This window comes from Moraxella sp. 179-F 1C4 NHS (assembly GCF_045370505.1).
In the GTDB taxonomy this organism is placed as follows: domain Bacteria; phylum Pseudomonadota; class Gammaproteobacteria; order Pseudomonadales; family Moraxellaceae; genus Faucicola; species Faucicola tetraodonis.
The window spans coordinates 11839-35897 of the sequence record NZ_JBIQEC010000008.1; the positions used below are offsets into that span (position 1 = coordinate 11839).

Genomic DNA, 24059 nt, shown 5'->3' on the forward strand with positions numbered 1-24059 from the left:
TCTAGCCACTTATCCCTATATTGCTTGGCTAGTGGGTGTTGCTTTTTTGGTGAGTTGGGGTTATCGCGCTATCCTATGAGTCGATTTTTTACTGCCAAAGCTATTTTCATCATAATAATGTAAAATTGCTTTTATTTTATAGAGTGAGCCGCTAAGGTATGCCATCAGCCTTAGCCATCCTACCCGCAATGAGTCATTTTCACCAGTTACGCCAACACACCCAGTCCAATCCCAACTATCCCAACCAAATTCGCCAGTGGCGCGTGATTGTCATGGCGATTTCGGCATTTATTTTTAATACCACCGAATTTGTGCCGATTGCGCTGCTGTCCGACATTGGTCATAGCTTTGCCATGCCGGTAGAAACGGTGGGGCATATGATCACCATTTATGCTTGGATTGTGGCTATTTTGTCGCTCCCTGCCATGCTTGCTACTGCCCATATCGAACGGCGTAAGCTATTGATAGGGTTATTTGTTATCTTTATCGGGGGGCATGCGGTATCGGTGATGGCGCAAAGTTTTGCCATGCTGTTAATTGGGCGGGCTTTGATTGCGCTAGCGCATGCGGTGTTTTGGTCAATTACCGCAAGCCTTGTGGTGCGTGTGGCGCCCAAAGATCGTCAAACCAAAGCCTTGGGGCTATTGTCGATGGGTAGCGCGCTGGCGACGGTGCTTGGGTTGCCGTTGGGTCGGATGATTGGGCAGTGGCTTGGGTGGCGGATGACGTTTGGCACGATTGGCGCGGCTGCGCTCTTGGCAATGATTATGGTGTGGTGGATTTTGCCAAAACTGCCGAGCAAAGATGTCGGCTCAGCGGCAAGTTTACCCAGTATTTTTAATAACGTCCCATTGCTCACTGTCTATACACTCACTGTGCTATGTGTGACGGCACACTTTACGGCGTACAGTTATATTGAGCCTTATATGCTGACGATTAGTCAGTTTAGTCAACAATTTGCTACAGTGATTTTGCTGAGTTTTGGGGTAGCAGGGTTGCTAGCGAGCTGGCTATTTGGGCACTTTTATGACCGTTTCCCACGGGCGTTTTTGATTAGCGCGATGGCAACGCTGCTGTTTTCGTTGTTGGCATCCGCTTGGCTGCCTCATGTTCCAATCTTGTGGCTTGCCCTAGCGATGCTATGGGGCTTGGCAATTACGGCGATTAGCCTTGCTTTGCAGCTACGCGTATTGCAGCTTGCGCCAAATGCCACTGATGTAGCGATGTCAATTTTTTCAGGAATTTATAACATCGGTATCGGCGGCGGCGCGTTTGTCGGTGGATTGGTGATTGCAAGCCTAGGACTGGCTATGATGGGTTATGTGGGGGCAGGTATCGCGCTCATTGCCATGGTTTGTCTAATGATGTATTTGGCACGCACCCAAAAGTAATTAGACCCCGTAGCTTACTTGTAATTGGGCTTGCGCTTAGACTTACGATTGGGCTTGCTTGCAGCCGACTTTTCCCACTGACAAGTTAACTGACATTCAGCGTTTCTACCAATGCCTGTTTGAGTTTTTCTAGTCGCTCATCCGATAGCGGCTTGTCTTCATGGTCAGTGATAAAGAACATATCTTCGGCGCGCTCACCCAATGTGGTAATGCGGGCAAAATGCACTTCAATATCATGCGCCAAAAACACCTGCCCCACACGCGCAAGCAACGCTGGCTGGTCAAGGGTTTCCAAAATCATCATATGCTGATTGGATTGCGGGTTAAAACTAAAAGACACTTTGGTGGGCACATGAAAATGCTTGAGCTGTCTGGGCATGCGTCGCTGCGCCACTTCAGGCAACGTTGGACTCATAAAGGCTTGTTTTAAACGCTCTATGAGTTCAGTTTGGCGCTCGGTATCGGTGAGCAGCGTGCCATGTCTATCAAGCAGTACGTAAGAATCTAGGGCAAAATCTCGCGAGGCGGTGATAACGCGCGCATCGAGTACGTCCAAATCCATTTGGTCAAACACGGTCATGGTCACCGCAAATAAATTGGATTGGTCATGGGTGTAGATAAATACTTGCACGGCATCGAGTGCCAACTCGCGATGTTCACGCAAAATAATCAGCGGCTCAGGTTGCTCGCTCTCTGTGCGTTGTTTTTGTACCTCATCATGCGCCATGATGGCTTTAGAATGCCAAACAATATCGCTTGGGACTTCACGCAAAAAATACTCTTCCCCTAGCCCATCCCACAGGCTTTCAATGTCAGACAAGCCATTATCAGCTGCTAGCAAATCACGCGCGCTTTGCTTGTTGCTGGCAATCATGTCTTGGCGGTTCATCGGCGCGTCAATATCAGCCCTCAGGATACGGCGAGTTTGGGTATATAGTTGACGCATCAAGGTTGCGCGCCAACTGTTCCAAAGCTGCGGGTTGGTGGCATTCATATCGGCAACGGTAAGCACATACAAATAATTCAAATAAGTCACATTACCGACTTTATCGGCAAATGCTGCGACAACTTCGGGGTCAGAGATGTCTTTTTTCTGCGCGGTCATCGACATTAATAAATGCTGAGACACCAACCAGCCGACAAGCTCAGCATCGGCTTGGCTCAACCCATGTGACAAGCAAAACTTGATGGCATCCTGCTCGCCAAGTTCACTGTGGTCACCGCCCCGACCTTTGGCAATATCATGGAAAATCGCTGCCAACACCAGCATCTCTTTACGGTCAATACGGCGGTAGATACCGCTGACAAGGGGATAAGTATCAACATAATTGTCATCGGTAAAGCGGTGCAACATACGTATCAACATCAAAATATGGGCATCCACCGTATAACGGTGAAACAAGTCATATTGCATCAACCCAGTAATTTGCCCAAAAGCAGGCAAATAGCTACCTAGCACGCCATAGCGCTTCATGACTCGCAGTCGCCAAAATAGCAGATTTTGCTCTTTGAGATTGTCCATAAACATGGCTTTGTTGGCAGGGTCATTGCGAAAATGCTCATCAATGCCGCGCGCAGCGATTTTCAAAATCCGTAGCGTGCGGGTACGAATATGGCGAATATTTTGCTGACCCATCAACAAAAACATTTCTAAAATCGCGGTCGGATGCTGGGCAAACACCCGCGTATGCGTCACCGCAATGCGATCACCGACCAGTTTGAAGCGCTCATTAATCACCTTTCTCACCGGGCGCTGTTCATCGGGTAAGCGCGCCTCAATCAACGTTTCATAGTAGTGCTGGGTGAGCATTTCAGACAATGTTGAGTTTGACATGGCATAACGGTAATAATCGCGCATAAAATGCTCGACTGCGGCATTGGGATGCGAATTGTCACGGTAACCGATACGCTCAGCAATCAGGCGCTGATAGTCGAATAAAACACGGTTTTCATTGCGTTTGGCAATTTTGTGCAAATGATGGCGAATCAACCACAAAAAATCTTCCGCTTGTTGCAGCTCATCAAATTCTTTTTCGGTAATAAATTCTTGCTGCACCAGTCCAAACAAGTTTGTCACGCGAAAATAGCGCTTACTAATCCAGCCGACAGTATGAATATCTCGCAAGCCCCCAGGCGCGTTTTTCAGGTCAGGCTCTAGGTTATACTCCGTCGAATTATGTTTAACATAGCGCTCTTTAGCTTCTGCCATTTTGGCCTCATAAAACTTGGTTTGTGACCAGTTTTTATTGAGTAGCTGCATCGGCAACCCAGCTTGGGCAACGTTGCCCGCCAAAATTCGTGCTTCTAACAGACTTGTTGCGACCGTGATATCATCGTGACAAGCCTTATCACATTCTTCAACGGAGCGCACCACCAAAGCAGGATCAATCCCAATATCCCAGAGCTTAGCGACGAACGGGGAAATTTTTTGGTTCAAGGCCTCATCAATCGGGTTTGGACTTAACAGCAATAAATCCACATCGGAAAACGGGTGTAACTCCCCACGCCCATACCCCCCTGTGGCAAACAGCGTCAAATCGGTTTGATCAAGTTCATACAACTCAAATAAGGCTTCCATCATGCTATCAATCGCACAGCAGCGCCCCATGACGACTTGGCGAATCGGTATGCCAGATGCCAGCGCCTTATCCAAGTCCGCTTCCACTGCGGCTAACCAAGCGGGTATGCCAAGATTGGCTTCGCCTTGCAGGCTAAGCGCAGGCAGTGGGGTAAAATACGGTAGTATCGGTGGGCAAGTAAACATAGCAAATCCTAATCGACGCCATTGTTATCAGAGTTAGCAGAGCAATTTTAAGTATTACAAATTTGATGCAAAAAAGCTAGCCGCCGCTTGTAGCGAAAACTTGCGCTTAAAAGCTCAGCGATAGGAAAATTATTGATTGTCAAAAGACGGTGACGCTGGCTCATCATCAAGCAGGGTGTTGTTATGGGTGAGATAGGGGCATTTGTCTTTGCGAAAGGCATGGGTCAGATGTTGTGCCACAAAATTGACAGTTTCTACGGGCTGTTCGCTAGCCGTTTCTCGCAATAGTTTGGACGGTGCATGGGTTAACGTTTGGGTGAGTTTACGGGTCAGTTCGGTTAACACGGCTTCGGCTGCATGACCGTCGGCAAGCTGCTGTAAGGATTGGCTTAAAATCATATCCGCATGGTGTTTGGCTTGCTCACGGTACTGCTGAATATCCTGACCCACTTGGCGTACCAAGTATTTGCGCTCAATCGCCACCACGATTTGGCTCACCAATAATTCTGCTTCTACGGCAGCTTGGCGACGCTGTTCAAGGTTGCCTGCAATCACATGTTGTAAGTCATCGATTGAGTATAAATACACGTCATCTAGCTCACTGACGATAGGGTCAATATCGCGAGGCACGGCCAAATCAATCATTAACATGGGCTGATGACGGCGCTGTTTTAACGCCTGTTTTACCATGGTTTTATCAATCAAGGTATATAAGCTACCGCTACAGCTGGTTACAATATCCGCTTGCGGCAACACGCTCGGTAATTGATCAAGCGGGGTAATCTCAATGTGCGGCACAATCGTTTCAAGCTCAGAGGCAAGCAGCGCGGCACGCTCAGGACTACGATTACAGATGATGACTTTGCCGACACCTAAACCTGCGATATTGGTCGCAACCAACCGATTCATCTCACCTGCCGCGACAACAAGCAAAGTGTTGTTGCTAGGTTTTTGAAAAATTTGGGTAACCAATTTGGCAGCGGCAAAGCCTAACGATACCGCTTGTGAGCCTACCCGCGTTTCGTTACGCACTTGTTTGGCGGCGGCAAATACCTGCTGAATCACCCAGCTAAGCTTACTCGAGATAGCTTCTTTGGCACGGGATTGGCGCACCGCCTGTTTGATTTGTCCCAAAATCTGCGGCTCGCCCAAAATCATCGAGTCTAGCCCAGACGCTACCCGCACCCAATGTAGCAGTGCATGGTTATTTTGATATTGATACAGGTGTGGCGCGATTTTTTGCATGGGCGTGTTTTTAAAAGCCGCTAGCCATTCAATCACTTGTGACATCGTGCTAGTGAGGTTCTGTCCTTCGGGGGCTAGGGCATAGATTTCAGTGCGGTTGCAGGTCGATAAAATCACCGCGCCTTGGGTGATCGCTTTGAGCGAATCTAGGGCAATCGGCAAATCTTCAGCAGCAAACGCCAATTGCTCACGCATGGCAACTGGCGCTGTTTTATGATTTAACCCAATAACCAGAAGCTGCATATAACGTACTGACCTTAAAAATGACCGCGTTTATCAAAGCCGATTTTTGTGAACCTAACTGGTGCTAGCTAAGCGACATCCAGCCCATATCAGCCTATCGACATTTGTCATGTTTGATAACACAGGGGGAAAAGTGGCAATATAAAGAAACCTAAAGCAACTTAATAATAAACACTTAATAAAAGTAAAGTAGAAAAGTGGATTATTATACCATTGCTAATAACAAATGAAAAACATCCGGCTTTTTTGATTCAGGAAAATTCTTTAACCACGTTTTAAAGCATTACAATTTAAAGCATTACCTTATCTAGCATGCCTAGCATTTTGGACAGTCATTCGAGCTATCATCATATTTTTTTACTTAACTCTGCCACATCTGCTCGTTTGGTTGCTATTTACCCATACGATTTAACCATAATTCTACATAGTTTAATCCGTCGCAGCCTTATAATTCAATTTTATTTATGAACATTTTGTTACATCTTACTTGTCATTGACTGTAATACTGACTGTAATTTTTAGGTACGTTACTGTCCAAGCGAGCTAAATGCGAAAGTTGTTTCCAGCGGTTATTTCATCGGCTTGTTGCGCTGTGCGTGGTTGTCCCCTCAATCCACGCTTTTTTGCGTCGAAATATGTCAAGCCTTATTGTTTATCGATTTATTTACCGATGCATTTATCAACACCGCATCAGCTTTTTGTCAATCTAAAGCCTAACCTAAAGCCGCTTGATGTATTTAAACCTTTTATCGCTTTAGGCAAAAAGGTCGTCGCGACTACGCTCACGTTGGCAAGTTTATTGTTTAGCCCAGCAGTTTTTAGTGCGGAGGCAAATTTTGCATCCGCTAGTCAGTCTGTGAATCAGTCTCTTAGCCAGCCAAGCCTGTATGCGATTTTGATGGCAGAGTTTGCCGCAGATCGCGGTCGTATCGATCAGGCATTAGCGACCTATAAGCAGCAGTCTTTTTTGGCGGATGCTGCCCCGGTATTTGAACGCGCACTGGGTTTATCTTTACAAAATGAACCCCCACAATTATCACTCGCTTTTGCCAATGCGTGGCAACAGCAAAATCCTGACCATGTGCCGGCGATTTTTTATGTGACCCATCTGGCACTCAAAGCGCACGAGTATGAATTAGCCGGCGAAAAGCTTAATCAAATTTTGCAGTACGATCCTGACGCTGATTTAAGTCAGATTTTGATTGGGATTTATCCCACGGAAACCCGTGACCAAGCTGAACTGCTCGCTACGCTCAATCGATTAGATATCAAAAACAACCCTTCACTACTGGTCATGAAAGCGGGTCTGCTGCTACAGTTTCAACAGCCCAAAGCCGCGTTAGTGGCGATTAATCGGGCGCTTAAAACCAACCCCAAAAGCCCGGCTTTTTTGACGTTAAAAGCAGATATCCTACAAGCCTTATCGCCCAGTAATCAAGTGATTGCGTTTATTGCGCAGGCGCGTAAAGCCGTCCCTGACAATAAAGCGCTATTTGTTTATCAAATTCGCTATATGCTCAAACAAGGCAAAAGCGCGCAAGTATGGCAACAGCTCAATGCCCGTGCTAATCAGCAGTTTTTGGCAGATGAAGAAATCAAACTACTGGCCGCTTTGGTAGGTATTGATTTAAAAAAATACGCCGCAGCAGATCGCTTGCTCAAAGCGTTGATTGCCAGCCCCAACTTTAAGGACCAAGCCAATTATTACTTGGCTGTCAGCGCCGAACGCCAGAACCTACTCAATGATGCGATTGGCTACTATGGCAAAGTGATGCAACCTGACTTGGTGCTCAAAGCCAGACAGCAACAGATTGATTTGTTAATCTCGCAAAGTCGTTTTGATGAAGCGATTGCCAGTAGCATCAAATTACGGGAGCAATTTGACAGTTTTGCGCCGCAAAGCTACATCATGCAAGCCAATATTTTGCAAAAAAATAACCAAACCGCGCAAGCGTTAGCCTTGCTTAATAGCGCACAAACCAGTTTACCCAATAATACCGATATCTTATTTGCCAAGGTATTGTTACTGCCCGATGATGATGACGCCAGTAAACTGCGATTATTAAAAGAGTTGATTCGCCTTGCACCGGCAAACGTGGATTATCAACTCGAATATGCGCAAACCTTGGTCAATTTAAAACAAAATAATGAAGAAGTGACCGCCCTACTGACGGCATTAATTAATGATAAAGAAGTCGGTTTAAGGGCGCGTCAAATACTGTCGCAACAAGCGCTGCATCAGGCTAATAACGCCACCGTCATTAGTCTGTTATCAGATAATTTTGATATCGTACCCGATGTGATTAGCGGCCTGCTGCTGCAACAAGCCTACTTAAATTTGGGCAACCAAAAAGAAGCGGCTCGCATCAACCAAATCTTGGTCCATGAACTCGGTTATCAACCCAAAAATCTGCAATAGCGCTGCCTAAAATCGTCTCTAAGCGTGACGACTTGCGAGCAATAAAGGTTGTAAAGCAGATAGATGACAGGTAAATGGCAGATAAACAAACAACAGATAAATAATAACCGCTTTTTCACCAATTTGAGCAGTTAAGCAAAACAGGCTTAACAATGGCTATTTATAGTTTACCCATTAGTTTTTTAAACCATCATTCTTGAGCAAAACCAGTTAACACTTGATGAAAACTTGATTAACAAATTTGATTAACATTTGAGGATATTATGCATTTATTACCAGCGGTCAAAAGCAAAATCACGGGGTTAAGTATTGCCTGTTTGGGCATTAGTAGTATGCTGCTAACAGGCTGTCAGTCAGTACAGGCTACAACTAAGCCCATCACAGCCAAGCCTATCGCCACAGGGATGACGACCCCTGTGGTCAATACCCAAACAGCCACGGCGCCATCGACCACCACTACTGAGCAAGGGGCTCCAAGTACGCGACCAAGCGCGCAATTTACTATCAATGGTAAAATTGGCATGACCACGCCACAGCAGGCAGGTAGCGCGTTTTATATTTGGACACAGCAAGGTCAAAACTTTGCCATTGAGATTGCCGGTGCGATGAATGCGGGTCAAACCAAAATCAGCTACAATGGTCAATCTGCGACGTTAACTAATGAAAAAGGCACCATTAATGCCGCTACCCCTGAAGAATTGCTATTACGTGCAACCGGTTGGCAAGCGCCCATCTCACAGCTGCCTTACTGGATTCAAGGTCAGCCAGCACCCAGTGATGCCAATGGTAAAAAAGACAGCACTAATCGCCTAGTGAGTGCCCAAAATGGCGATTGGACAGCCACCTTTAGCTATAGCAACAGTAACGATAAACTGCCTTCTCGCTTAACTGCCAGTCATCCGGGTGGCTATAAAGTGGTGATGACCATCAATCGGTTAAGCTAGTCATGCAACCGAAAAGAAGCGTGGGGTGTTCCTCAACGCTTTTTTATAGCTTTATACCATGAAGTTATTAGCATTATGAATTTTTTGCGGACGTATTTTTAGCATACAACCGACACCAAGCCCATGCCACTGCCGCGCAAATCCCCCATGCCAAGCTCATAGATACCAGCGTATGACTGAAAAAATGGTCACCTATCAACATTTTATACCCACCCATTAGCCAAGCTATCACCGTCACCATCGCTGCGATTTGCCAGCGCTTGTGCCAAAGACTTGGGATAAATGCCCAAGCATACAGGGCAAACCCAGCACTGGCGTGCGCCGCAGGGAAGCATTTTGAGCGGGTTCCGGCTTGGATGTCTTCTAGTATCGTGAGATAAGGATATTCACCGCCAAAAATTTGCAAGTGATTGGGACACACCACATGCGTCACCCCTTTAAGTGATGCGATAATCAAAGGTACTAACACCATCACGAAGAATAGATAGCCTATTTCAGTCAGTGATAGTGGGCTAAAAGGCTTAAACCATGCCTGTTGCTTGGCAAGCCAGTGACTTGATAGATGGTGTTGTAATAAATAGCGTTGTAGCCATGCGATTGCCATATAGATTTCAAACGCAATTAATAGTCTTTTGGGAAGAGTATAAAAAATTAAGTTAGGGAGTAGTGATTCTTTGGCAAGCAGCCAGCCATCTTTGGGGGAATAAAAATACTGGCTGATGGCTACATCAATGGCGCTGTGCTCAAGCGTTAGCGTAAAGATAATCGCCAGCACCAGTCCGAGCACGGTCTGCCTACTGGCAAAATTTTTTAATTTAGCGATCTGTATACTCATCTATTTTGAACCATCTATCTTGCCGTCACTGTCGCTGGAGTTGGACGCACTTGTTATGTCTAACATTACTTAAATGGCTCTAATTACCCAAATAGCTTTACTGGATAACTTTACTTGATAAATAATGGTTTGCCTTGTACGGTTTGCGCACGCACATCAAACAGTTTTAACAAGGTTGGGGTAATGGCATCATGGGTGAGCTCAGTATTAGATGGCACTGCTTGAATGCCTGAGTGTTTACCTGCCCAAAACATCGATGCGACGTGTTTTTGCGCTTTAGGCGCGATTTTATAAGGCATACCATGTAAATAGATGCCGTTTTCGCCCAAACTTTCACCGTGGTCACTGACATACAGCATTGCCACTTGGTGGGTGCTGTCGTATTTGTCTAACCAGTTCACCGTTTTTGCCAAAAAGTCATCCGTGGCAAGTAGCGCATTGTCAAAGGCATTAATCACGCTTTGTGGGTCGCATTTGGCAAGTTCATTGCTTTGACAGACTGGGGTGAATTTTTCAAATTGCTTATCATATCGTTTAAAATACGCAGGTCCGTGATTACCCATTTGGTGCAGCACAATTAGGGTGTCCTGGTTAAGCGTATTCTGGTTGGCTTGTTGTTTGACGTAGTCATCTAAGCCTACTAGCATACCCACATCACGGCACTCGCCATAGGGGTTGGTATTACACATCGTATTGTTGCGCGCGGTTTTATAATCGACAAAATCCGCCGCGGGCAAACGATTAGTGACGCCTTTTGAGCTTGAGTTGTTATCACGCCACAAGATATTGACCTTTAGGCGATGTAAAGTATCAAGTACGTTTTCTTGGTAGTTGGCGGTATCCACATCGTAGTCTTTCATACCGACATAACTAAACATACAGGGCACCGAATAAGCGGTTGAGGTACCGCAGGCGATGACTTGGTTAAAATTAGTTACCCCAGCCGTCGCTGCCATCTGCGGGAAGGTGGCTCGGTTATAGCCATTTAGCTGCACATGGTCGCCGCGCGCGGTTTCTCCGACCACCAATACCACCAGCTTTGGCTTACGGGTGGTGGGATTGCTCACCTGCACCGCATCGGTGGCATGCATGATTTGGGTTTTGGGTGCCTGTGCTTGTTTGAGCTGTATACTGGCAAGTTTACCCATTGCATATACAGGGGTTGCAGGATTGGTATAGCTACGAAGCTGTTTATGTTCACGGAAAAAACTGGCGTAATTTTTACTCATCGCCAAAATCGGTAACACCACCAAGCCGAGGCTGACCAAATACGTCAAGCCGCGCTGCAATAGACTGCGCTTGATGGGGGGAAATGTGACCTTTTGCCACGCCACCCACGCACTAGGCAATACCCCAAGCAATAAAATGCGTAAGATAAAATTGACATTAAACAAATCAGCGCTTTCTGCTTTATCGGTTTGTAGCGCGTTTTGTAGCATATTGACATCATAGACAGTGCCATAAGTATCAGTAAAATATGCCGTGACTGCCGCGGTCAATAGCAAAAAAATCAATACCGCTTTAAGGGTGTAACGATAGCTAAGCAGCACAATAACCAGTAGCATCACACCGCATAGCACCAATGGCAATGAGCCTATAAACCCAATATGCTGGGCAAACGGATAGACGTCAGTGGCTTTATCAAAGAAAGTAACGTTAGCGGTCAGGGTCAAAAATAGCGCGACAATACCCATCATCACGTAAGCATTGATACCTTGAGTACTGACACTTTTAGTACTGACACCTTGAGTATTGCCACCTTGCTGACGCCATGCTACCCATCGAGAGTTATTCACTGACATACGATTACTCACCTTATCCAAATGCACCAAAAAATAGCCATTATATAATAACCAAATTTAGGATGAGGCTATCATACAGATTTAGCTTAACTGAACCTTAAGACACCCATCTATCAAGCAATTATGCCAAAAAAACCACCGCCATCGCTACAAACATTGGGTGGTGACAGCGACACAGAGAGTTGATAACGCTAAGCGGTGGCAGGCTGTAAACTGGCAAACGGAATAAAGGCGAGTAATGGCTCATAATCCTGTTTGAGCTCACGTTTTCGATAATAATCTTCCACCATACGCGCTTGCTGCTCTATGCCATAACGACCAAATGGCTTATTGGCTTGCAGCTCGTAGCTATAGCGCCGATTGAGCAAGGCGCGGCGAAACACCTTAATGCCTTGTTGGATTTGCCAGACATGGGTCAATTCATGCACCAGCCACGCGCGCAGATAAACATTTTGCTGACTAAAATCATCACAAAAATCTGCTGGATGAAAATATACATGACCATTGGGACTGACCGCATATCCCTTGAGCACCCACCATGCAGTTTTTAGGCGTATACTATCAAGCTGTAACGTATCACCAAATACGCTACCCGCGATGGCTTTTTCGCCCGCCGTTAGTGGACGGCATCGAGCAGGTTGTTTTGAAAAACACATTATCATTTCACAGAGTTTGTCCAAGATTTGGTTAAGCCAAAAAAGCCATCACGCCTTGCCAACGCCTTGCAAGCTTTTATTTTTAGCAAAAAACACGGAATAACAATTACAAGTTTGTCGGTATCCTAGTTACTATTTTATACTAAATCACCATGCGCTAATTAAAACGTGCGCTAATTAAAACGTGAGCTAATTAAAAAGGAGGGCTTTATGCCATTAGAATCCGTTGCCATCAATAACTTTGAAAACAACAGCATTGACGATCCTGAACTCAAATTGCGGGTCGAAAAATTGTACGACAGCTCGCCTGAGTTTACTACAGGTCGTGATGCTGTGGCGTTTTTTGAAAAGGCCTTCGCCAAAGGTGATATCCTGTATTTGGGGATGTTTAATGAAAAACCGATTGCCGCGATGGGCTGCTTTAATGAAGGCATCGAGTCTAGCCGCTTACTACAGTACATCGTACTACATCCTGCCAATCGCGGGCGCGGTCTTGCCCCCAAATTCGTCAAACAAGTCACCGATATTGAGCGCAAAAAAGGCAATACCAAGTTTGTACCTGGCTGCGGCGCAATTCATCGTATTTTAGCCATGTACGAGTTGATATAACTTCATATAACTTGGGATTTTGCCAGTTACTAGCAACTTTTTGCAAAAAGTTTGAAATAGTGCTTGACACCTTTGGCAATTTTTAGTTTAATAGCCGCTCAAATACTGATGCTGACAAACATGGCGCGGTAGCTCAGTCGGTAGAGCAACGGATTGAAAATCCGTGTGTCGGCAGTTCGATCCTGCCCCACGCCACCATTATTTGTCTTAGGTATAAATCGATTAACCCCAAGCTTATTAGTTTGGGGTTTTTTGTTGTCGGTTATTTTTATATCAATTACCGCCAAACTTAACTGTCTAGCGGTTTTATCAGCTTAAATCTTGGCACAGCTTCGCCATTGACTTCCACCGTTTCGGCAAACATCACAAGCGGTCGCACCCACACCCCATACGCTTGGTAGAGCGCACGGTAGACGACCAACTCCTCTTCAGTTTCGCTATGTTTGGCGATGTGCAGCACTTGATACAGATTGCCTTTGTAGTGCTGATAAATACCCAATGTAATCTCAATCACGAGTTTTAACATCCAATAATTCAATTTCAAAGGTTAAGTCTGAATTTGGCGGGATTTTACCGATTTGGCGCTCACCATACGCCAAGTGACTTGGCACGATGAGTTGGCGCTTACCACCGACTTGCATGGCTATGAGATTGGCAGGGTCTTCAACTTGGGCTTGATAGCCGATTTTTTGCGCGTATTCGCCACCCAAAACGCCCACGTCCCAACCTTTAATCACCCGCCCTGTGCCAATCACGGCTTCAAAGGGTTGTCCGCGGTGATGCGATGAGTCAAATACCGTGCCATCTGGCAAATAGCCTGTGTAATGCGCGGTAATCAGTGCCCCACGCTCGGCAGTTTTACCAGTGCCAATAGTTAGGTCCTGAAATTGCAGTTTACTTGTCATATTTATTGTCCGTTATTTTCCCTTATGGGATAGTTGGGTAAACTCTTGCACTTGCTGACACAATATATCCCATAGGTTAAGCTGGGCATTGACGCTGCCCCACGCATTATGGGGGGTAAAAATCACTCTTGGGTGGTCTTTAAGTGTGAGTAATGGGTCGTTGTCTTTAATTGGTTCATGTTCAAACACATCTGCCCCATAGCCTAATAATTTACCTTGTGTAACGGCATCAGCCACCGCCTGACTATCGACCACGCCACCGCGCGCGACATTGATAATCAATGGTTTTTTTGTCATCTTGGCAATGCTATTGGCATTCACTAAATGCTGCGTTTGCTCCGTCAATGGACAATGTAGGGTAATGACATCGGACTGAGCGAGGACATCATCAAACGCGCTATAGTCGCTATTTCTTGGCGGTTTGTTTTGGTGTTCGGCTATCAATACCGTCATACCAAAAACTTTGGCAATTTCCCCAACCCGTTTGCCAATTGTGCCATAGCCAATAATGCCCAGCGTTTTGCCTTCAAGGTCAATGAGTGGCGTGTCTAGCAGACAAAAGCGACCATCTTTTTGCCAGTCACCCTTGACTACTTCATGATGATAGTGGCGAGCCGCTCGCATGGCTGAGAGTATCAGCATAAAGGTATGTTCGGGGACGCTTTTGACCGCATAGCCTGCGACGTTTTTAACAGTAATGCCGTGTTTGTCACAAGCGTCTTTATCGACGTTGTTCATCCCTGTGGCGGTCAGTTGGATGAGTTTGAGTTTTGGGAGCTGCGCGATAATTTCGGCGGTAAGCTCAACTTTATTGGTGATAACAATATCCGCGTCTTGGCAACGCTCAATGATGATTTTGGGGTCATTGGGCGTTTGCGCATAGACTTGATAGTCGCTCAGTCCGTGTGGGGGTGTTAATGCTAAATCAGCGGAAAAGGTGGCTCGGTCGAGGAAGATGGCTTTCATAATTTTTATTTCTTAGTGGCTTTATTAAATTTTTGGTCTAACAATTTAAAAGACTTAGTTTTATCATCCCATAGCAAGTAATGGTCAAGATAAACGTCTGTATCATCTGTTCCGCAATATTCATGTTCAATCATTAAGCGACTATCTTTTTTTGATAAAAATTCACTTGTGGTGATATTTGAGCCCAATGCTAAGTCTGTACAGGTTAATTTTGCATTTTTTCTAGCACGGTAAGCTAAATCTGCTAACGCATAGACATTGCCTGTCCTTCTATCTATCATTGCATAATTCACGCAAGCTGTGCCACAACCCCATGAAACGGTGTTATAACTACCTGCAAAATCTGGATTTGGGCTTTGATAGCTCTGTTGAATTAACGTTTTAAACGCTTTTGCATATTGATGACTGTTATAGTTGATGGGAGATTTTTTACCGGTATAAAGTTTAACAGTGTAATCTTTAAAGGTAACTTCTTTGGCATGGGCTTGGAGCGCTAATAGACTAGTGAGCCCAACCAATACGTAGTTTATCGATTTCATTTTAATCTCCCTACCAACAAGGCTAAGTGGAAAACTTAGCCTCAAATTTAGTTACGCCACCGTCACTTTGGCATACGCTTTTTTGCCTGCTTGAATCACCACCGTTTGTCCTGCAGTGAGGGCAAATCCTGCATCCACCACCTGCCCATCCACTTTCACCGATTGGTTTTTCAAAAAGTCTTTCGCTTGCGCTGAGTTTTTTACCAAATTGGCTTGGTTTAACACTTGGGTGATAAATAACTGCGCTTGCCCATCAAGGCTAATCGTCACTTCTGGCAAATCCACTGGCAACTCACCTTCTACCAAGCGATTGCCTGCTGATTTGTGAGCATTTTCGGCGGCTTCTTTGTCATGGAAACGCTCAATCAGCTCTAGTGCCAAAATACGTTTGACTTCTTGCGGATTGCGCCCGTTTTCGATGTCTTTTAGCAAGGCTTCGACTTCATCCATGGGTTTGAAGCTAAGTAACTCAAAATAACGCGCAATTAAAGTGTCTGGCATGGACAAGATTTTTTGGTACATGGAGCCTGCGCTGTCATAAATGCCGATGTAATTGCCAAGCGATTTACTCATTTTTTGTACGCCGTCTAAGCCTTCCAAAATCGGCACGGTGATACAGACTTGTGGCACTTGACCGTAGCGAGATTGCAAGGTACGACCCATGAGTAGGTTAAAGGTTTGGTCAGTACCACCTAGCTCAACATCGGCTTGCATGGCGACTGAGTCATAACCTTGCACCAGTGGGTACAAAAATTCATGAATCGAAATCGGCGTTTGTGAGGCATAGCGTTTTGAGAAGTCATCGCGCTCGAGCATACGCGACACGGTTTGCTGGCTTGCCAAACCAATCATGTCGCCTGCTGACATTTTACTAAACCAATCGGAGTTAAACATCACTTGGGTTTTGGCAGGGTCAAGGATTTTAAATACTTGCTCTTTATAAGTTTGGGCATTCTCCAGGATTTTTTCTTCAGACAATGGCGGACGCGTGGTATTTTTACCCGTTGGGTCGCCAATGCGCGCGGTATAATCCCCAATCAAAAACAACACTTGGTGTCCCAAATCTTGAAAATGCTTGAGCTTATTGATTAAAACCGTATGACCCAAGTGCAAATCGGGTGCGGTCGGGTCAAACCCTGCTTTGACTCGCAGTGGGCGGTTCTCTTTAAGTTTTTTAATTAAATCGTCTTGCGAAATAATTTCGTGCGTACCACGTTGGATGAGTTTGAGTTGTTCTTCTGCTGCTAAAAATCTATGAGTAGACTCGGTCATGCTTACCTCGAAAAAAGCGCGGGTTAAAACGGCTGAAAAAAAGTGAAGTTTAGCCATTATAGCAAATTTGCAGATAAAATAAGGCAGGCTTTTAGTATGCTATAATCAAGGCACTCTCTACTTTGACAGCCCGAACGAGAATAATTATGAGCCAAACGTTGCCGACTGGACTACCTGCAAACCTGCCTTTTGATGAAGGATTTTTTAGCCATTTTACCGACATCATGGATGATATGATGACCAGCAAAGAAAACCCGCTTGCCGACTCGCCGTATGTGATTGGCATGATGGGTGGCACGAGCCTTGACGGACTCGATGCGGTGCTGTGCCAGTTTTATGAGATTGACGAAGACAATGATGAGCCTGTCGAGATTTTGGCGACGGTGAGCGAGCCGTTTCCTGATGATTTACGCGTCGTGTTGTTAGCACTCACCCAACCAAACGGAGTGGCACAACTCATCGCTGATGATAATTTGGCGTTCCAGAGCGAACTTGATGTATTTGGTTGGGCGAGCGTGTTTTATGCTGAGTTTGCCGCAAATTTGGTCAATCAATTGCTCGACAAAGCGCAGGTCACCCCTGATGAAGTAACCGCGATTGGTTGTCATGGGCAAACTGTGCGTCATCGCCCGCAGTGGTCATTTAGCTTGCAACTGCTTGACCCGAATGTACTCGCTGAGCGCACAGGCATTGCAGTGGTGAGTGATTTTCGGCGCCGTGATATGGCAGTGGGTGGGCAAGGCGCGCCACTAGTGCCTGCGTTTCACCAAGCCATGTTTGCTACACCGCCTTATCATGCCGATAAAGTTATGCCAAAAGTGATTTTAAATTTAGGCGGTATCGCCAATATCACGGTACTTGATGGCAGCGATGAGGTGATTGGATTTGATACAGGGGTGGCAAATTTGCTCATTGATGCTTGGTGTCAGCGTCATACCGAGCAAAGCTATGATCACAATGGCGATTGGGGGAAATCGGGGCAAGTGCTTGAGCCGCTATTAAATTTGCTTTTGACCCACCCATTTTTTGCCAAGCCGTTCCCAAAAAGCACTGGGCGAGAGGAGTTTAATTTGGCTTGGCTTGACGCTATGCTAGAACAATTGGGTCAGCAATTCCCCAATTTGGCGTATTCACCTGCCGATGTGCAAGCGACGTTGGTGGCGCTTACGGCTAAATCCGTCAGCGATGCCATTGTGTCCGTCACTGATGGTGCGCAAGGCGAGTTGTTTGTCTGTGGTGGTGGGGCGTTAAATGCCTATTTAATGAGCCGTTTACAAGATAATTTAGCCACTTGGAACATACAAACTACCGACAAAATTGGGCTATCGCCGTTGTGGGTCGAAGCCGTGGCGTTTGCGTGGCTGGCTCAGCAGACGATTTTGAACGTACCGAGTAACTTGCCCAGTGTCACAGGGGCAAATAAAAAAGTGGTATTGGGACAGGTGTGTTTTTAACACGGCGTGTATTTTTTATGTCGACAATGATATTGATAGCACTTACTTATAGCATTGGCATATAGCGCTTATCTTATAGCACTTAACTTATAGCCTTTATACTGGGCTTCGGTCATCTTTGGGTGAGGGCTAATGTTGTTCAATGGGCTAAAGATATATACAATCAACCTAAAGACGTTAAAGTTATTGTGTTTACACTCGTACACTATTTTTGCTAAACTTTCATAAAATGTTATTCAAAAAATATTATTCAAAAATTCGAGCATAAAATGACCACAAAAATTAGACCAAAAAAGCCCCGCTACGACGAACGCCCTGACCATGAGCGTATTGTTATCACAGGCATGGGAGCCATTACCCCGCTAGGACTGGATGTAGAGAGCACTTGGCAACGGCTCATTAATGGCGAAAGCGGTATCAAAGCGATTAGCCATTTTGACGCCACTGACTACCGCGCGCAAATCGCAGGTACAGTGGATGGGTTTGATATCGGCTTGTACATGAACGCCAAAGACGCGCGTCGGTATGACACCTTTGTACAATATGGCGTTGCCGCAGCAGCACAAGCCTTGAAGCAAGCAGGCTTTATCAGTGAGTTGCAAGCCGCGCCTGTACAGCAGGTTGACCCCGACCGTATCGGGGTGATTATCGGCTCAGGGATTGGCGGTATTACCACCATTGAAGATACAGCGGTAAAACTTAATAGCGAAGGTCCGCGTAAAATCTCGCCGTTCTTTGTGCCCTCAGCCATTGTGAATATGGCAGCTGGGCAAGTGGCGATTCGTCATGGCATTAAAGGGTTAAATCTTGCCACTTCTACCGCTTGTACCACAGCGACTCATGCGATTGGCTTGGCAGCACGATTGATTGCGTATGGCGATGCCGATGTGATTGTAGCGGGCGGCTGTGAAAAAGCCTCAAGCCAGCTCGGTATTGGTGGCTTCTCAGCAATGCAAGCGTTATCAACGCGCAACGATGCACCGACCAAAGCCAGTCGTCCATTTGACAAAGACCGTGATGGTTTTGTGCTGGGTGATGGTGCAGGGGTGCTAGTAATGGAAAGCCTTGCCCACGCCAAAGCACGCGGTGCGACGATTCTGGCAGAGTTTGTCGGCTTTGGCATGAGTGATGATGCCAGTCATATCACTGCGCCACCGGAAAATGGTGAAGGTGCGGCTATGGCGATGCGTCACGCCTTGAGTGATGCTGGCATTGCCCCCAGTGACGTTGGCTACATCAATACCCATGGCACCAGTACCCCAGCGGGTGATGTGGCAGAAAGCCGCGCGATTGCGGGTATCTTTGGGGAGAACATGGTAGTAAGTTCCACCAAATCGATGACCGGTCATCTATTGGGCGCTGCAGGCGGTATCGAAGCGATTTTCACCGTTAAGGCGCTACAACAACAAATATTGCCACCGACCATCAATTTGGATCATCAAGACCCTGAGTGCAAGCTTGACTATGTACCGCATACTGCCCGTAAAGTTGACCACTTAACCCATGCGATTTCTAACAGCTTTGGGTTTGGTGGTACCAACGGCTCGCTGCTGTTTGCCAAATGGCAGTCACGATAAATGGTAATCACTGCGATGATAGCATTAATATTTTAACGGTGTGAATTTTGAAAACGGCTATTGAAATTATAGCCGTTTTTTCGTTAAATGAAGCTATCCTATTTCATCCTTAACGCTGGACACCATTCATGTCAGGATTTGCCTTCTCCCACCAATTTTCAAAGCGCTGGCTTGCCACCCCTACCCCTGTCAAACACGCCATTATTCAAGAACTTGATGATATCGTTACCTTGCTTTATCCCGATACCGACCTTGATGAGTATCAATTTAGCGTGCCCAATCTGCATGATAAAGTCGAGGAATTGCTGGCTATCGAGCGTGACCACCAAGAAAAATTACAAGCGCAACTACGTGAGCGCGAGCTTGAAGAACAACGCCTAGAACAAGAAAGATTGGAAAAACACAGGCTAGAACAAGAACGCTTAGAAAACAAACGCCTAGAAACCGAGCGCTTGGAAAAAGAGCGCCTTGAGCAACAACGACTTGAACAACAGCATCTTGAACAAATACAGTTAACACAAGAAAACGAAAAAGAACGTCAAGCGCAAGAGGAACGTCTACAACGCGAACGCCAAGCACAAGATGACGCAGCCATTGCGCTACTCGAGCAAGAACGCGCCATTGCCAAACAAGCGCATCTGGCAAAACAGGCAAATCCTCCCCAACCAGCGAAGCAACTATCAACTGGCTCAATCGAGGGTGCAAATCACCAGCTAGATGAACAAGCGCAGTCCACGGATACCGCAACCAGCGATGTCACGATTGAGCGCCATCGCAGTGAGATGGTCTATGCCATTGATCACACTGACACCGCTGATAACACTGATAACATTGCTGAGCCATTAGCTGATGACCCAACAGTGGCCGTGATGACCCATGAAACGAGCGTTACTGACCCACTTGTTGATATTGCCAACCCATCTATCGCCACCACGCCCGCTATTGAACAAATCAAACAAGATATCGTCAAACAGCTGCAAGGCTATATCGACAACTATTTGCTCGAATCAATGACGCTGATGAATGAGGATTTGAATCAATGGCTCAAAACCGAAGTGGAAAAACAGCTGACTGTTCGTTTATCACAAAGCCATTAAACAGGCACTTGACTAAAGATATCGTTAGATAACTCATAATGATGACGGGCTTTGATACATTGCTCGTCACCGACTTGTACCGATTGGCAGGTGCTTGAACGTTTATCATAGATTTGGCAAGCCACCGAGTTACCAACTTCGCCCGCTAATGCAATACATCTGACCGGCTTTGTTTCGGTACCTTTCATACAGGTATAAAAATCATTGACTTTGACCGTCATATCCTCGGGGATACCGAGTGTCTCGCCTTCTGCCCAATAAAAAGACACCCGATAGTTAGCGCAACATGCGCCACAGTGCATGCAGGTATCGCTATCCGAAGCTGCGCTTGATTTAAAAAAAATTTCTGCCATTGTTACAATGCCATGTCATTATCATTGTTAACTACCCATTTCAGCCAAAACGGCTAAAAATTTAATATCAGCCATGCAACACTTTATAAATGGTATTGGCCATCACCTTGCCAATGCCATTTACTTGCCCAATTTCATCTTGTGACGCACCAAGCAGCTGCTGCAAGCCGCCAAAATGATTGAGTAACTCTCGGCGCCTTTTTTCCCCCAACCCAGGGATGGCTTCTAGCACTGAGCTTGAGCGGCGTTTATCGCGTTTTTTGCGGTGTGCGGTAATGGCAAAGCGGTGCGCTTCATCACGGATATGCATAATCAAATGCAGTGCTTTGCTATCAGCCGGCAAATCGAGTGGCTCACGGTCAATAAAATGCAGTACCTCAAGCCCAGCCTTGCGACCTTCGCCTTTTGCCACCCCGACGAGCAAAGTTTGGGTTAAAATCCCCAGCTCGCTTAGTACGTCTTTTGCCATATTAAGCTGCCCTTTACCACCATCAATCAGCAATAAATCTGGCAGCGGCTGTTTGCTATAGCGGCGGTTTAGTACTTGCTTCATGGCGGCATAGTCGTCACCGCCCGTGATGCCATGAATAGCATATTGGCGATAGTCGCGTTTGCGAAGTCCACCTTGGTCAGCGACAACGCAGCTGGCGATGGTGGCCTCACCCATGGTGTGGGAGATATCAAAACATTCGATACGGTCGAGCGATTTGCCTTGTAGCGCCTCTTTTAATACCTCATTGAGCGCGTTAAAGCGAGATTTGACTTCCAAATAATCGCCCAATTTGGTTTGCAGGGCGTTGTTGGCATTCATTTGGGCAAGGGTGAGCCATTCGCTCCGCTGTTCACGGACTTTGGTTTTTAGCGTCACCTTTTTGCCAAAGGTTTCAGTTAAGGCTTCTGTCATCGCGGTTTGGTCGGGCAACTCATGACTTATAATCAGCTCTTCGGGTAAATCATCACTGACTTGAAAATAAAACGAGCTGACAAACTCAGACAAGTTATCCGCTATGTCATTTTCGCTATCCACATCAGGAAAATAATTGTTACCACCCAAAACCTGCCCATTACGCACATTCATGACATGCACACAGGTAATGCCTGCTTGACTGGCGATGGCGATGATATCAGCTTCACCTTTGACCGTATATACCGCTTGTTTGGCTTGTACTTCGCGTAGCATCGAGAGTTGGTCTCGATACAAGGCGGCTTGCTCAAAGTTCATGTCTTCAGCCGCTTGCTCCATTTTACCCACCAATTTGACTTGCAAATCCGTGCCTTCCCCTTTTAAAAATCGAATGGTATTGTTGACGTCATCGGCATACTCTTCGGGCGATACCAGTCCGACACACGGCGCTTTACAGCGTTTGATTTGGTACTCTAGGCAAGGGCGTTGACGCTGGGCAAAAAATGCATTGGTACATTGGCGCACCATAAACATTTTTTGCATCATTAACAAGGTTTGCTTGGCGGCATGCGCCGAAGGAAAAGGTCCAAAAAATCTGCCTTTTTGGTGCTGCCCTTTACCGCGCCCATAGGCAAGTCTTGGATAAGGTTTATCGGCTGAGATAAACACGTACAGATAAGATTTATCATCACGCAGTAGCACGTTGTAGGGTGGGCGATGGAGCTTGATGAGGTTTTGTTCAAGCAGCAGCGCTTCGGTCTCAGAGCGGGTTATGATGGTTTCGATATTGTCGATACGTTGCACCAGCGCCCGCGTTTTGGGATGGTCGATGGTTTTGGCAAAGTAGCTATTGACGCGACTTTTGAGCGATTTGGCTTTGCCCACATAGATGATGTCGCCATTTTTGCCCAGCATTTTGTACACGCCTGGCAAGTTGGGCAGGCGCTTAATCAAGTGATCCAATCGCGCTTTGCGGTCGGCAGTCGCTGCAGCAATTTCAATGGTTGCAGGGTCGATGGCTGGATTCACGCTGCTTTTTCTTTCTTTGGGCATTTGATTTAGTTTACTTTTATATGGTTTTGCTACTATATTTAGTTGTTTTCATTGATTTTCAATCTATATTATAAAATAGTAGCTGAATGTAGAATTCACTGTACTTATAAGAATAACATTTTAAGTAACCCTTTCTACTATAGTTCAACTCACTATTAGTCAATTGCAAAACCCATTAAACAAAAGTCTGTTATAAAACACTCTCTATCTTCGCCTTCTAATTGATTCATTAGATGTCTTAAGTTAAATGGGATACTCTGTGTGATATCAGATTTCAATAATTTCGATACATAAGCATCCTGAAATAAATTTTCGGCTAGAACGAAAATACAAAAATTAATAAGTAATCTTTGTGCTTTCGAATAATTAGATTCAAAATCATATATTAGATAATCAAGAGAGCTTCTTGAAATTTGGTCATTATTCGCATTTTGAATCAAATGTATGTATAAACTATCCAAAATCTCTAGTCTAGTTTCTTCATAACTTAAAGGCATTTGATTTATACTCATATATCACTGTTTTGACTTTTAAGTAATTTCAATCTTAAACTACTAATCCGAACCGCCACTTTTGACACGAATAGTTTGTCCTGCAGGGCGTTTTTTTACCCAATTGATAAATTTTTGCATCTCGCTATGCTCGGCAAGTCGCTCAACCGTATGGTAGTAGCTGGATAATTCTTGGTTGCTAAACACTTCATGCACCTGCGCATGACAAGCAGTACACAGCATGGCGATGTCGTTTTTCATTTCATCACGGCTAAATTCGCGTTTGGTACGGGCTTTGTCGTGGCGGGATTTGGGAATCAGATGATGCTGGGTTAATTCAACTTCATCACGTCCACACAATTCACAAGGTGGCGATGGCGCTTTTTCAGCCAAAATCGCCTCCCAGAATGCTGCATCTTCGTTATTTTTTGCTTTACCTTTTGCCATTAGTTTGTCACGCTTTGCTATCAGTTGTATCCATCATACAATAGCATTGTTGCCTTGCCAATGGCGTGTTGTACCATATCTTTTTTCATGTTA

General features: G+C 45.7%; 21 protein-coding genes and 1 tRNA gene. 8 read left to right on the forward strand and 14 right to left on the reverse strand.

Features of this window, described 5'->3' with window-relative positions; all coding sequences use genetic code 11:
* Positions 1 to 158 precede the first annotated feature (158 nt).
* Positions 159 to 1391, forward strand: coding sequence for a sugar transporter (locus tag ACH0AB_RS05390; RefSeq protein ID WP_406877466.1), 1233 nt, complete (start codon positions 159 to 161; stop codon positions 1389 to 1391).
* 85 nt (positions 1392 to 1476) lie between these two features.
* Here the strand turns inward: ACH0AB_RS05390 and glnD are convergent, their stop codons facing one another.
* Together glnD and hemA are read right to left on the reverse strand one after the other, a co-directional pair.
* On the reverse strand, positions 1477 to 4155 hold the full coding sequence (gene glnD, locus ACH0AB_RS05395) for a [protein-PII] uridylyltransferase (protein WP_406877467.1): 2679 nt from the start codon (positions 4153 to 4155) through the stop codon (positions 1477 to 1479).
* Between the two features lie 129 nt (positions 4156 to 4284).
* On the reverse strand, positions 4285 to 5643 hold the full coding sequence (gene hemA / locus ACH0AB_RS05400; RefSeq protein ID WP_406877468.1) for a glutamyl-tRNA reductase: 1359 nt from the start codon (positions 5641 to 5643) through the stop codon (positions 4285 to 4287).
* A 547-nt stretch (positions 5644 to 6190) separates the two neighbouring features.
* On the opposite strand from hemA, the gene ACH0AB_RS05405 reads away from it, so the two are divergent.
* Positions 6191 to 8062, forward strand: a complete 1872-nt coding sequence (locus ACH0AB_RS05405; protein ID WP_406877469.1) for a tetratricopeptide repeat protein — start codon at positions 6191 to 6193, stop codon at positions 8060 to 8062.
* Positions 8063 to 8325: 263 nt separating this feature from the next.
* Positions 8326 to 9006 (forward strand): lipoprotein insertase outer membrane protein LolB, encoded by a 681-nt coding sequence (gene lolB / locus ACH0AB_RS05410; RefSeq protein ID WP_406877470.1) that lies wholly within the window; start codon positions 8326 to 8328, stop codon positions 9004 to 9006.
* Positions 9007 to 9079: 73 nt separating this feature from the next.
* On the opposite strand, the gene ACH0AB_RS05415 is transcribed toward lolB, so the two are convergent.
* The 3 genes from ACH0AB_RS05415 to ACH0AB_RS05425 all read right to left on the reverse strand — a co-directional run bounded on the left by ACH0AB_RS05415 (position 9080) and on the right by ACH0AB_RS05425 (position 12299).
* Positions 9080 to 9841: a PAP2 family lipid A phosphatase gene (locus tag ACH0AB_RS05415; protein WP_406877472.1), complete on the reverse strand. Its 762-nt coding sequence runs from the start codon at positions 9839 to 9841 to the stop codon at positions 9080 to 9082.
* A 110-nt stretch (positions 9842 to 9951) separates the two neighbouring features.
* Positions 9952 to 11643: a phosphoethanolamine transferase gene (locus tag ACH0AB_RS05420; protein ID WP_406877473.1), complete on the reverse strand. Its 1692-nt coding sequence runs from the start codon at positions 11641 to 11643 to the stop codon at positions 9952 to 9954.
* A 191-nt stretch (positions 11644 to 11834) separates the two neighbouring features.
* On the reverse strand, positions 11835 to 12299 hold the full coding sequence (locus tag ACH0AB_RS05425; protein WP_314027295.1) for a type IV secretion protein Rhs: 465 nt from the start codon (positions 12297 to 12299) through the stop codon (positions 11835 to 11837).
* A gap of 210 nt (positions 12300 to 12509) precedes the next feature.
* Between ACH0AB_RS05425 and ACH0AB_RS05430 the strand changes: the two genes are divergently transcribed.
* Both ACH0AB_RS05430 and ACH0AB_RS05435 read left to right on the forward strand, forming a co-directional pair.
* Positions 12510 to 12908: a hypothetical protein gene (locus ACH0AB_RS05430; protein WP_406877475.1), complete on the forward strand. Its 399-nt coding sequence runs from the start codon at positions 12510 to 12512 to the stop codon at positions 12906 to 12908.
* A 122-nt stretch (positions 12909 to 13030) separates the two neighbouring features.
* Positions 13031 to 13106, forward strand: a tRNA-Phe gene (locus ACH0AB_RS05435).
* 91 nt (positions 13107 to 13197) lie between these two features.
* Here ACH0AB_RS05435 and ACH0AB_RS05440 read toward each other — a convergent pair.
* Genes ACH0AB_RS05440 through tyrS form a run of 5 tightly spaced genes read right to left on the reverse strand, consistent with a single transcriptional unit; the run spans position 13198 to position 16590 of the window.
* Complete coding sequence (locus tag ACH0AB_RS05440) at positions 13198 to 13419, reverse strand: DUF1653 domain-containing protein (RefSeq protein WP_406877532.1); 222 nt, start codon at positions 13417 to 13419, stop codon at positions 13198 to 13200.
* Positions 13415 to 13813 (reverse strand): FKBP-type peptidyl-prolyl cis-trans isomerase, encoded by a 399-nt coding sequence (locus tag ACH0AB_RS05445; RefSeq protein WP_065253909.1) that lies wholly within the window; start codon positions 13811 to 13813, stop codon positions 13415 to 13417. The genes ACH0AB_RS05440 and ACH0AB_RS05445 overlap by 5 nt, the downstream gene beginning before the upstream one ends.
* 12 nt (positions 13814 to 13825) lie before the next feature.
* On the reverse strand, positions 13826 to 14779 hold the full coding sequence (locus ACH0AB_RS05450; RefSeq protein WP_062333174.1) for a D-2-hydroxyacid dehydrogenase: 954 nt from the start codon (positions 14777 to 14779) through the stop codon (positions 13826 to 13828).
* A 5-nt stretch (positions 14780 to 14784) separates the two neighbouring features.
* On the reverse strand, positions 14785 to 15318 hold the full coding sequence (locus tag ACH0AB_RS05455) for a hypothetical protein (RefSeq protein WP_406877476.1): 534 nt from the start codon (positions 15316 to 15318) through the stop codon (positions 14785 to 14787).
* 51 nt (positions 15319 to 15369) lie between these two features.
* Positions 15370 to 16590: a tyrosine--tRNA ligase gene (tyrS, locus tag ACH0AB_RS05460; RefSeq protein ID WP_406877478.1), complete on the reverse strand. Its 1221-nt coding sequence runs from the start codon at positions 16588 to 16590 to the stop codon at positions 15370 to 15372.
* 224 nt (positions 16591 to 16814) lie between these two features.
* Here tyrS and ACH0AB_RS05465 point away from each other — a divergent pair, with 224 nt between their 5' ends.
* The 3 genes from ACH0AB_RS05465 to ACH0AB_RS05475 all read left to right on the forward strand — a co-directional run bounded on the left by ACH0AB_RS05465 (position 16815) and on the right by ACH0AB_RS05475 (position 20718).
* On the forward strand, positions 16815 to 18044 hold the full coding sequence (locus ACH0AB_RS05465; protein WP_406877533.1) for an anhydro-N-acetylmuramic acid kinase: 1230 nt from the start codon (positions 16815 to 16817) through the stop codon (positions 18042 to 18044).
* A 269-nt stretch (positions 18045 to 18313) separates the two neighbouring features.
* Positions 18314 to 19621, forward strand: a complete 1308-nt coding sequence (gene fabF / locus ACH0AB_RS05470; RefSeq protein WP_095356280.1) for a beta-ketoacyl-ACP synthase II — start codon at positions 18314 to 18316, stop codon at positions 19619 to 19621.
* 128 nt (positions 19622 to 19749) lie between these two features.
* A complete protein-coding gene (locus ACH0AB_RS05475) occupies positions 19750 to 20718 on the forward strand; it encodes a hypothetical protein (RefSeq protein WP_406877480.1) in 969 nt (322 codons plus the stop codon).
* Here the strand turns inward: ACH0AB_RS05475 and ACH0AB_RS05480 are convergent.
* The 4 genes from ACH0AB_RS05480 to ACH0AB_RS05495 all read right to left on the reverse strand — a co-directional run bounded on the left by ACH0AB_RS05480 (position 20715) and on the right by ACH0AB_RS05495 (position 23966).
* Positions 20715 to 21071: a YkgJ family cysteine cluster protein gene (locus tag ACH0AB_RS05480; protein WP_314027289.1), complete on the reverse strand. Its 357-nt coding sequence runs from the start codon at positions 21069 to 21071 to the stop codon at positions 20715 to 20717. The genes ACH0AB_RS05475 and ACH0AB_RS05480 overlap by 4 nt on opposite strands.
* Before the next feature lie 67 nt (positions 21072 to 21138).
* Positions 21139 to 22977, reverse strand: a complete 1839-nt coding sequence (gene uvrC / locus ACH0AB_RS05485) for an excinuclease ABC subunit UvrC (protein WP_406877534.1) — start codon at positions 22975 to 22977, stop codon at positions 21139 to 21141.
* Positions 22978 to 23183: 206 nt separating this feature from the next.
* On the reverse strand, positions 23184 to 23540 hold the full coding sequence (locus tag ACH0AB_RS05490) for a hypothetical protein (protein WP_040403802.1): 357 nt from the start codon (positions 23538 to 23540) through the stop codon (positions 23184 to 23186).
* Positions 23541 to 23582: 42 nt separating this feature from the next.
* Positions 23583 to 23966: an HNH endonuclease gene (locus ACH0AB_RS05495; protein ID WP_406877481.1), complete on the reverse strand. Its 384-nt coding sequence runs from the start codon at positions 23964 to 23966 to the stop codon at positions 23583 to 23585.
* Positions 23967 to 24059 lie beyond the last annotated feature (93 nt).

Excerpts from the sequence above, each read along its gene's own strand:
- hemA (WP_406877468.1), bottom strand. The coding sequence starts at position 5,643 with ATGCAGCTTCTGGTTATTGGGTTAAATCATAAAACAGCGCCAGTTGCC.
- ACH0AB_RS05390 (WP_406877466.1), top strand. The coding sequence starts at position 159 with ATGCCATCAGCCTTAGCCATCCTACCCGCAATGAGTCATTTTCACCAG.
- ACH0AB_RS05495 (WP_406877481.1), bottom strand. The coding sequence starts at position 23,966 with ATGGCAAAAGGTAAAGCAAAAAATAACGAAGATGCAGCATTCTGGGAG.
- lolB (WP_406877470.1), top strand. The coding sequence starts at position 8,326 with ATGCATTTATTACCAGCGGTCAAAAGCAAAATCACGGGGTTAAGTATT.
- glnD (WP_406877467.1), bottom strand. The coding sequence starts at position 4,155 with ATGTTTACTTGCCCACCGATACTACCGTATTTTACCCCACTGCCTGCG.
- ACH0AB_RS05415 (WP_406877472.1), bottom strand. The coding sequence starts at position 9,841 with ATGAGTATACAGATCGCTAAATTAAAAAATTTTGCCAGTAGGCAGACC.
- ACH0AB_RS05430 (WP_406877475.1), top strand. The coding sequence starts at position 12,510 with ATGCCATTAGAATCCGTTGCCATCAATAACTTTGAAAACAACAGCATT.
- ACH0AB_RS05405 (WP_406877469.1), top strand. The coding sequence starts at position 6,191 with ATGCGAAAGTTGTTTCCAGCGGTTATTTCATCGGCTTGTTGCGCTGTG.
- ACH0AB_RS05425 (WP_314027295.1), bottom strand. The coding sequence starts at position 12,299 with ATGTGTTTTTCAAAACAACCTGCTCGATGCCGTCCACTAACGGCGGGC.
- ACH0AB_RS05475 (WP_406877480.1), top strand. The coding sequence starts at position 19,750 with ATGTCAGGATTTGCCTTCTCCCACCAATTTTCAAAGCGCTGGCTTGCC.
- ACH0AB_RS05480 (WP_314027289.1), bottom strand. The coding sequence starts at position 21,071 with ATGGCAGAAATTTTTTTTAAATCAAGCGCAGCTTCGGATAGCGATACC.
- ACH0AB_RS05455 (WP_406877476.1), bottom strand. The coding sequence starts at position 15,318 with ATGAAATCGATAAACTACGTATTGGTTGGGCTCACTAGTCTATTAGCG.
- ACH0AB_RS05420 (WP_406877473.1), bottom strand. The coding sequence starts at position 11,643 with ATGTCAGTGAATAACTCTCGATGGGTAGCATGGCGTCAGCAAGGTGGC.
- ACH0AB_RS05465 (WP_406877533.1), top strand. The coding sequence starts at position 16,815 with ATGGATGATATGATGACCAGCAAAGAAAACCCGCTTGCCGACTCGCCG.
- ACH0AB_RS05490 (WP_040403802.1), bottom strand. The coding sequence starts at position 23,540 with ATGAGTATAAATCAAATGCCTTTAAGTTATGAAGAAACTAGACTAGAG.
- ACH0AB_RS05450 (WP_062333174.1), bottom strand. The coding sequence starts at position 14,779 with ATGAAAGCCATCTTCCTCGACCGAGCCACCTTTTCCGCTGATTTAGCA.
- ACH0AB_RS05445 (WP_065253909.1), bottom strand. The coding sequence starts at position 13,813 with ATGACAAGTAAACTGCAATTTCAGGACCTAACTATTGGCACTGGTAAA.
- tyrS (WP_406877478.1), bottom strand. The coding sequence starts at position 16,590 with ATGACCGAGTCTACTCATAGATTTTTAGCAGCAGAAGAACAACTCAAA.
- fabF (WP_095356280.1), top strand. The coding sequence starts at position 18,314 with ATGACCACAAAAATTAGACCAAAAAAGCCCCGCTACGACGAACGCCCT.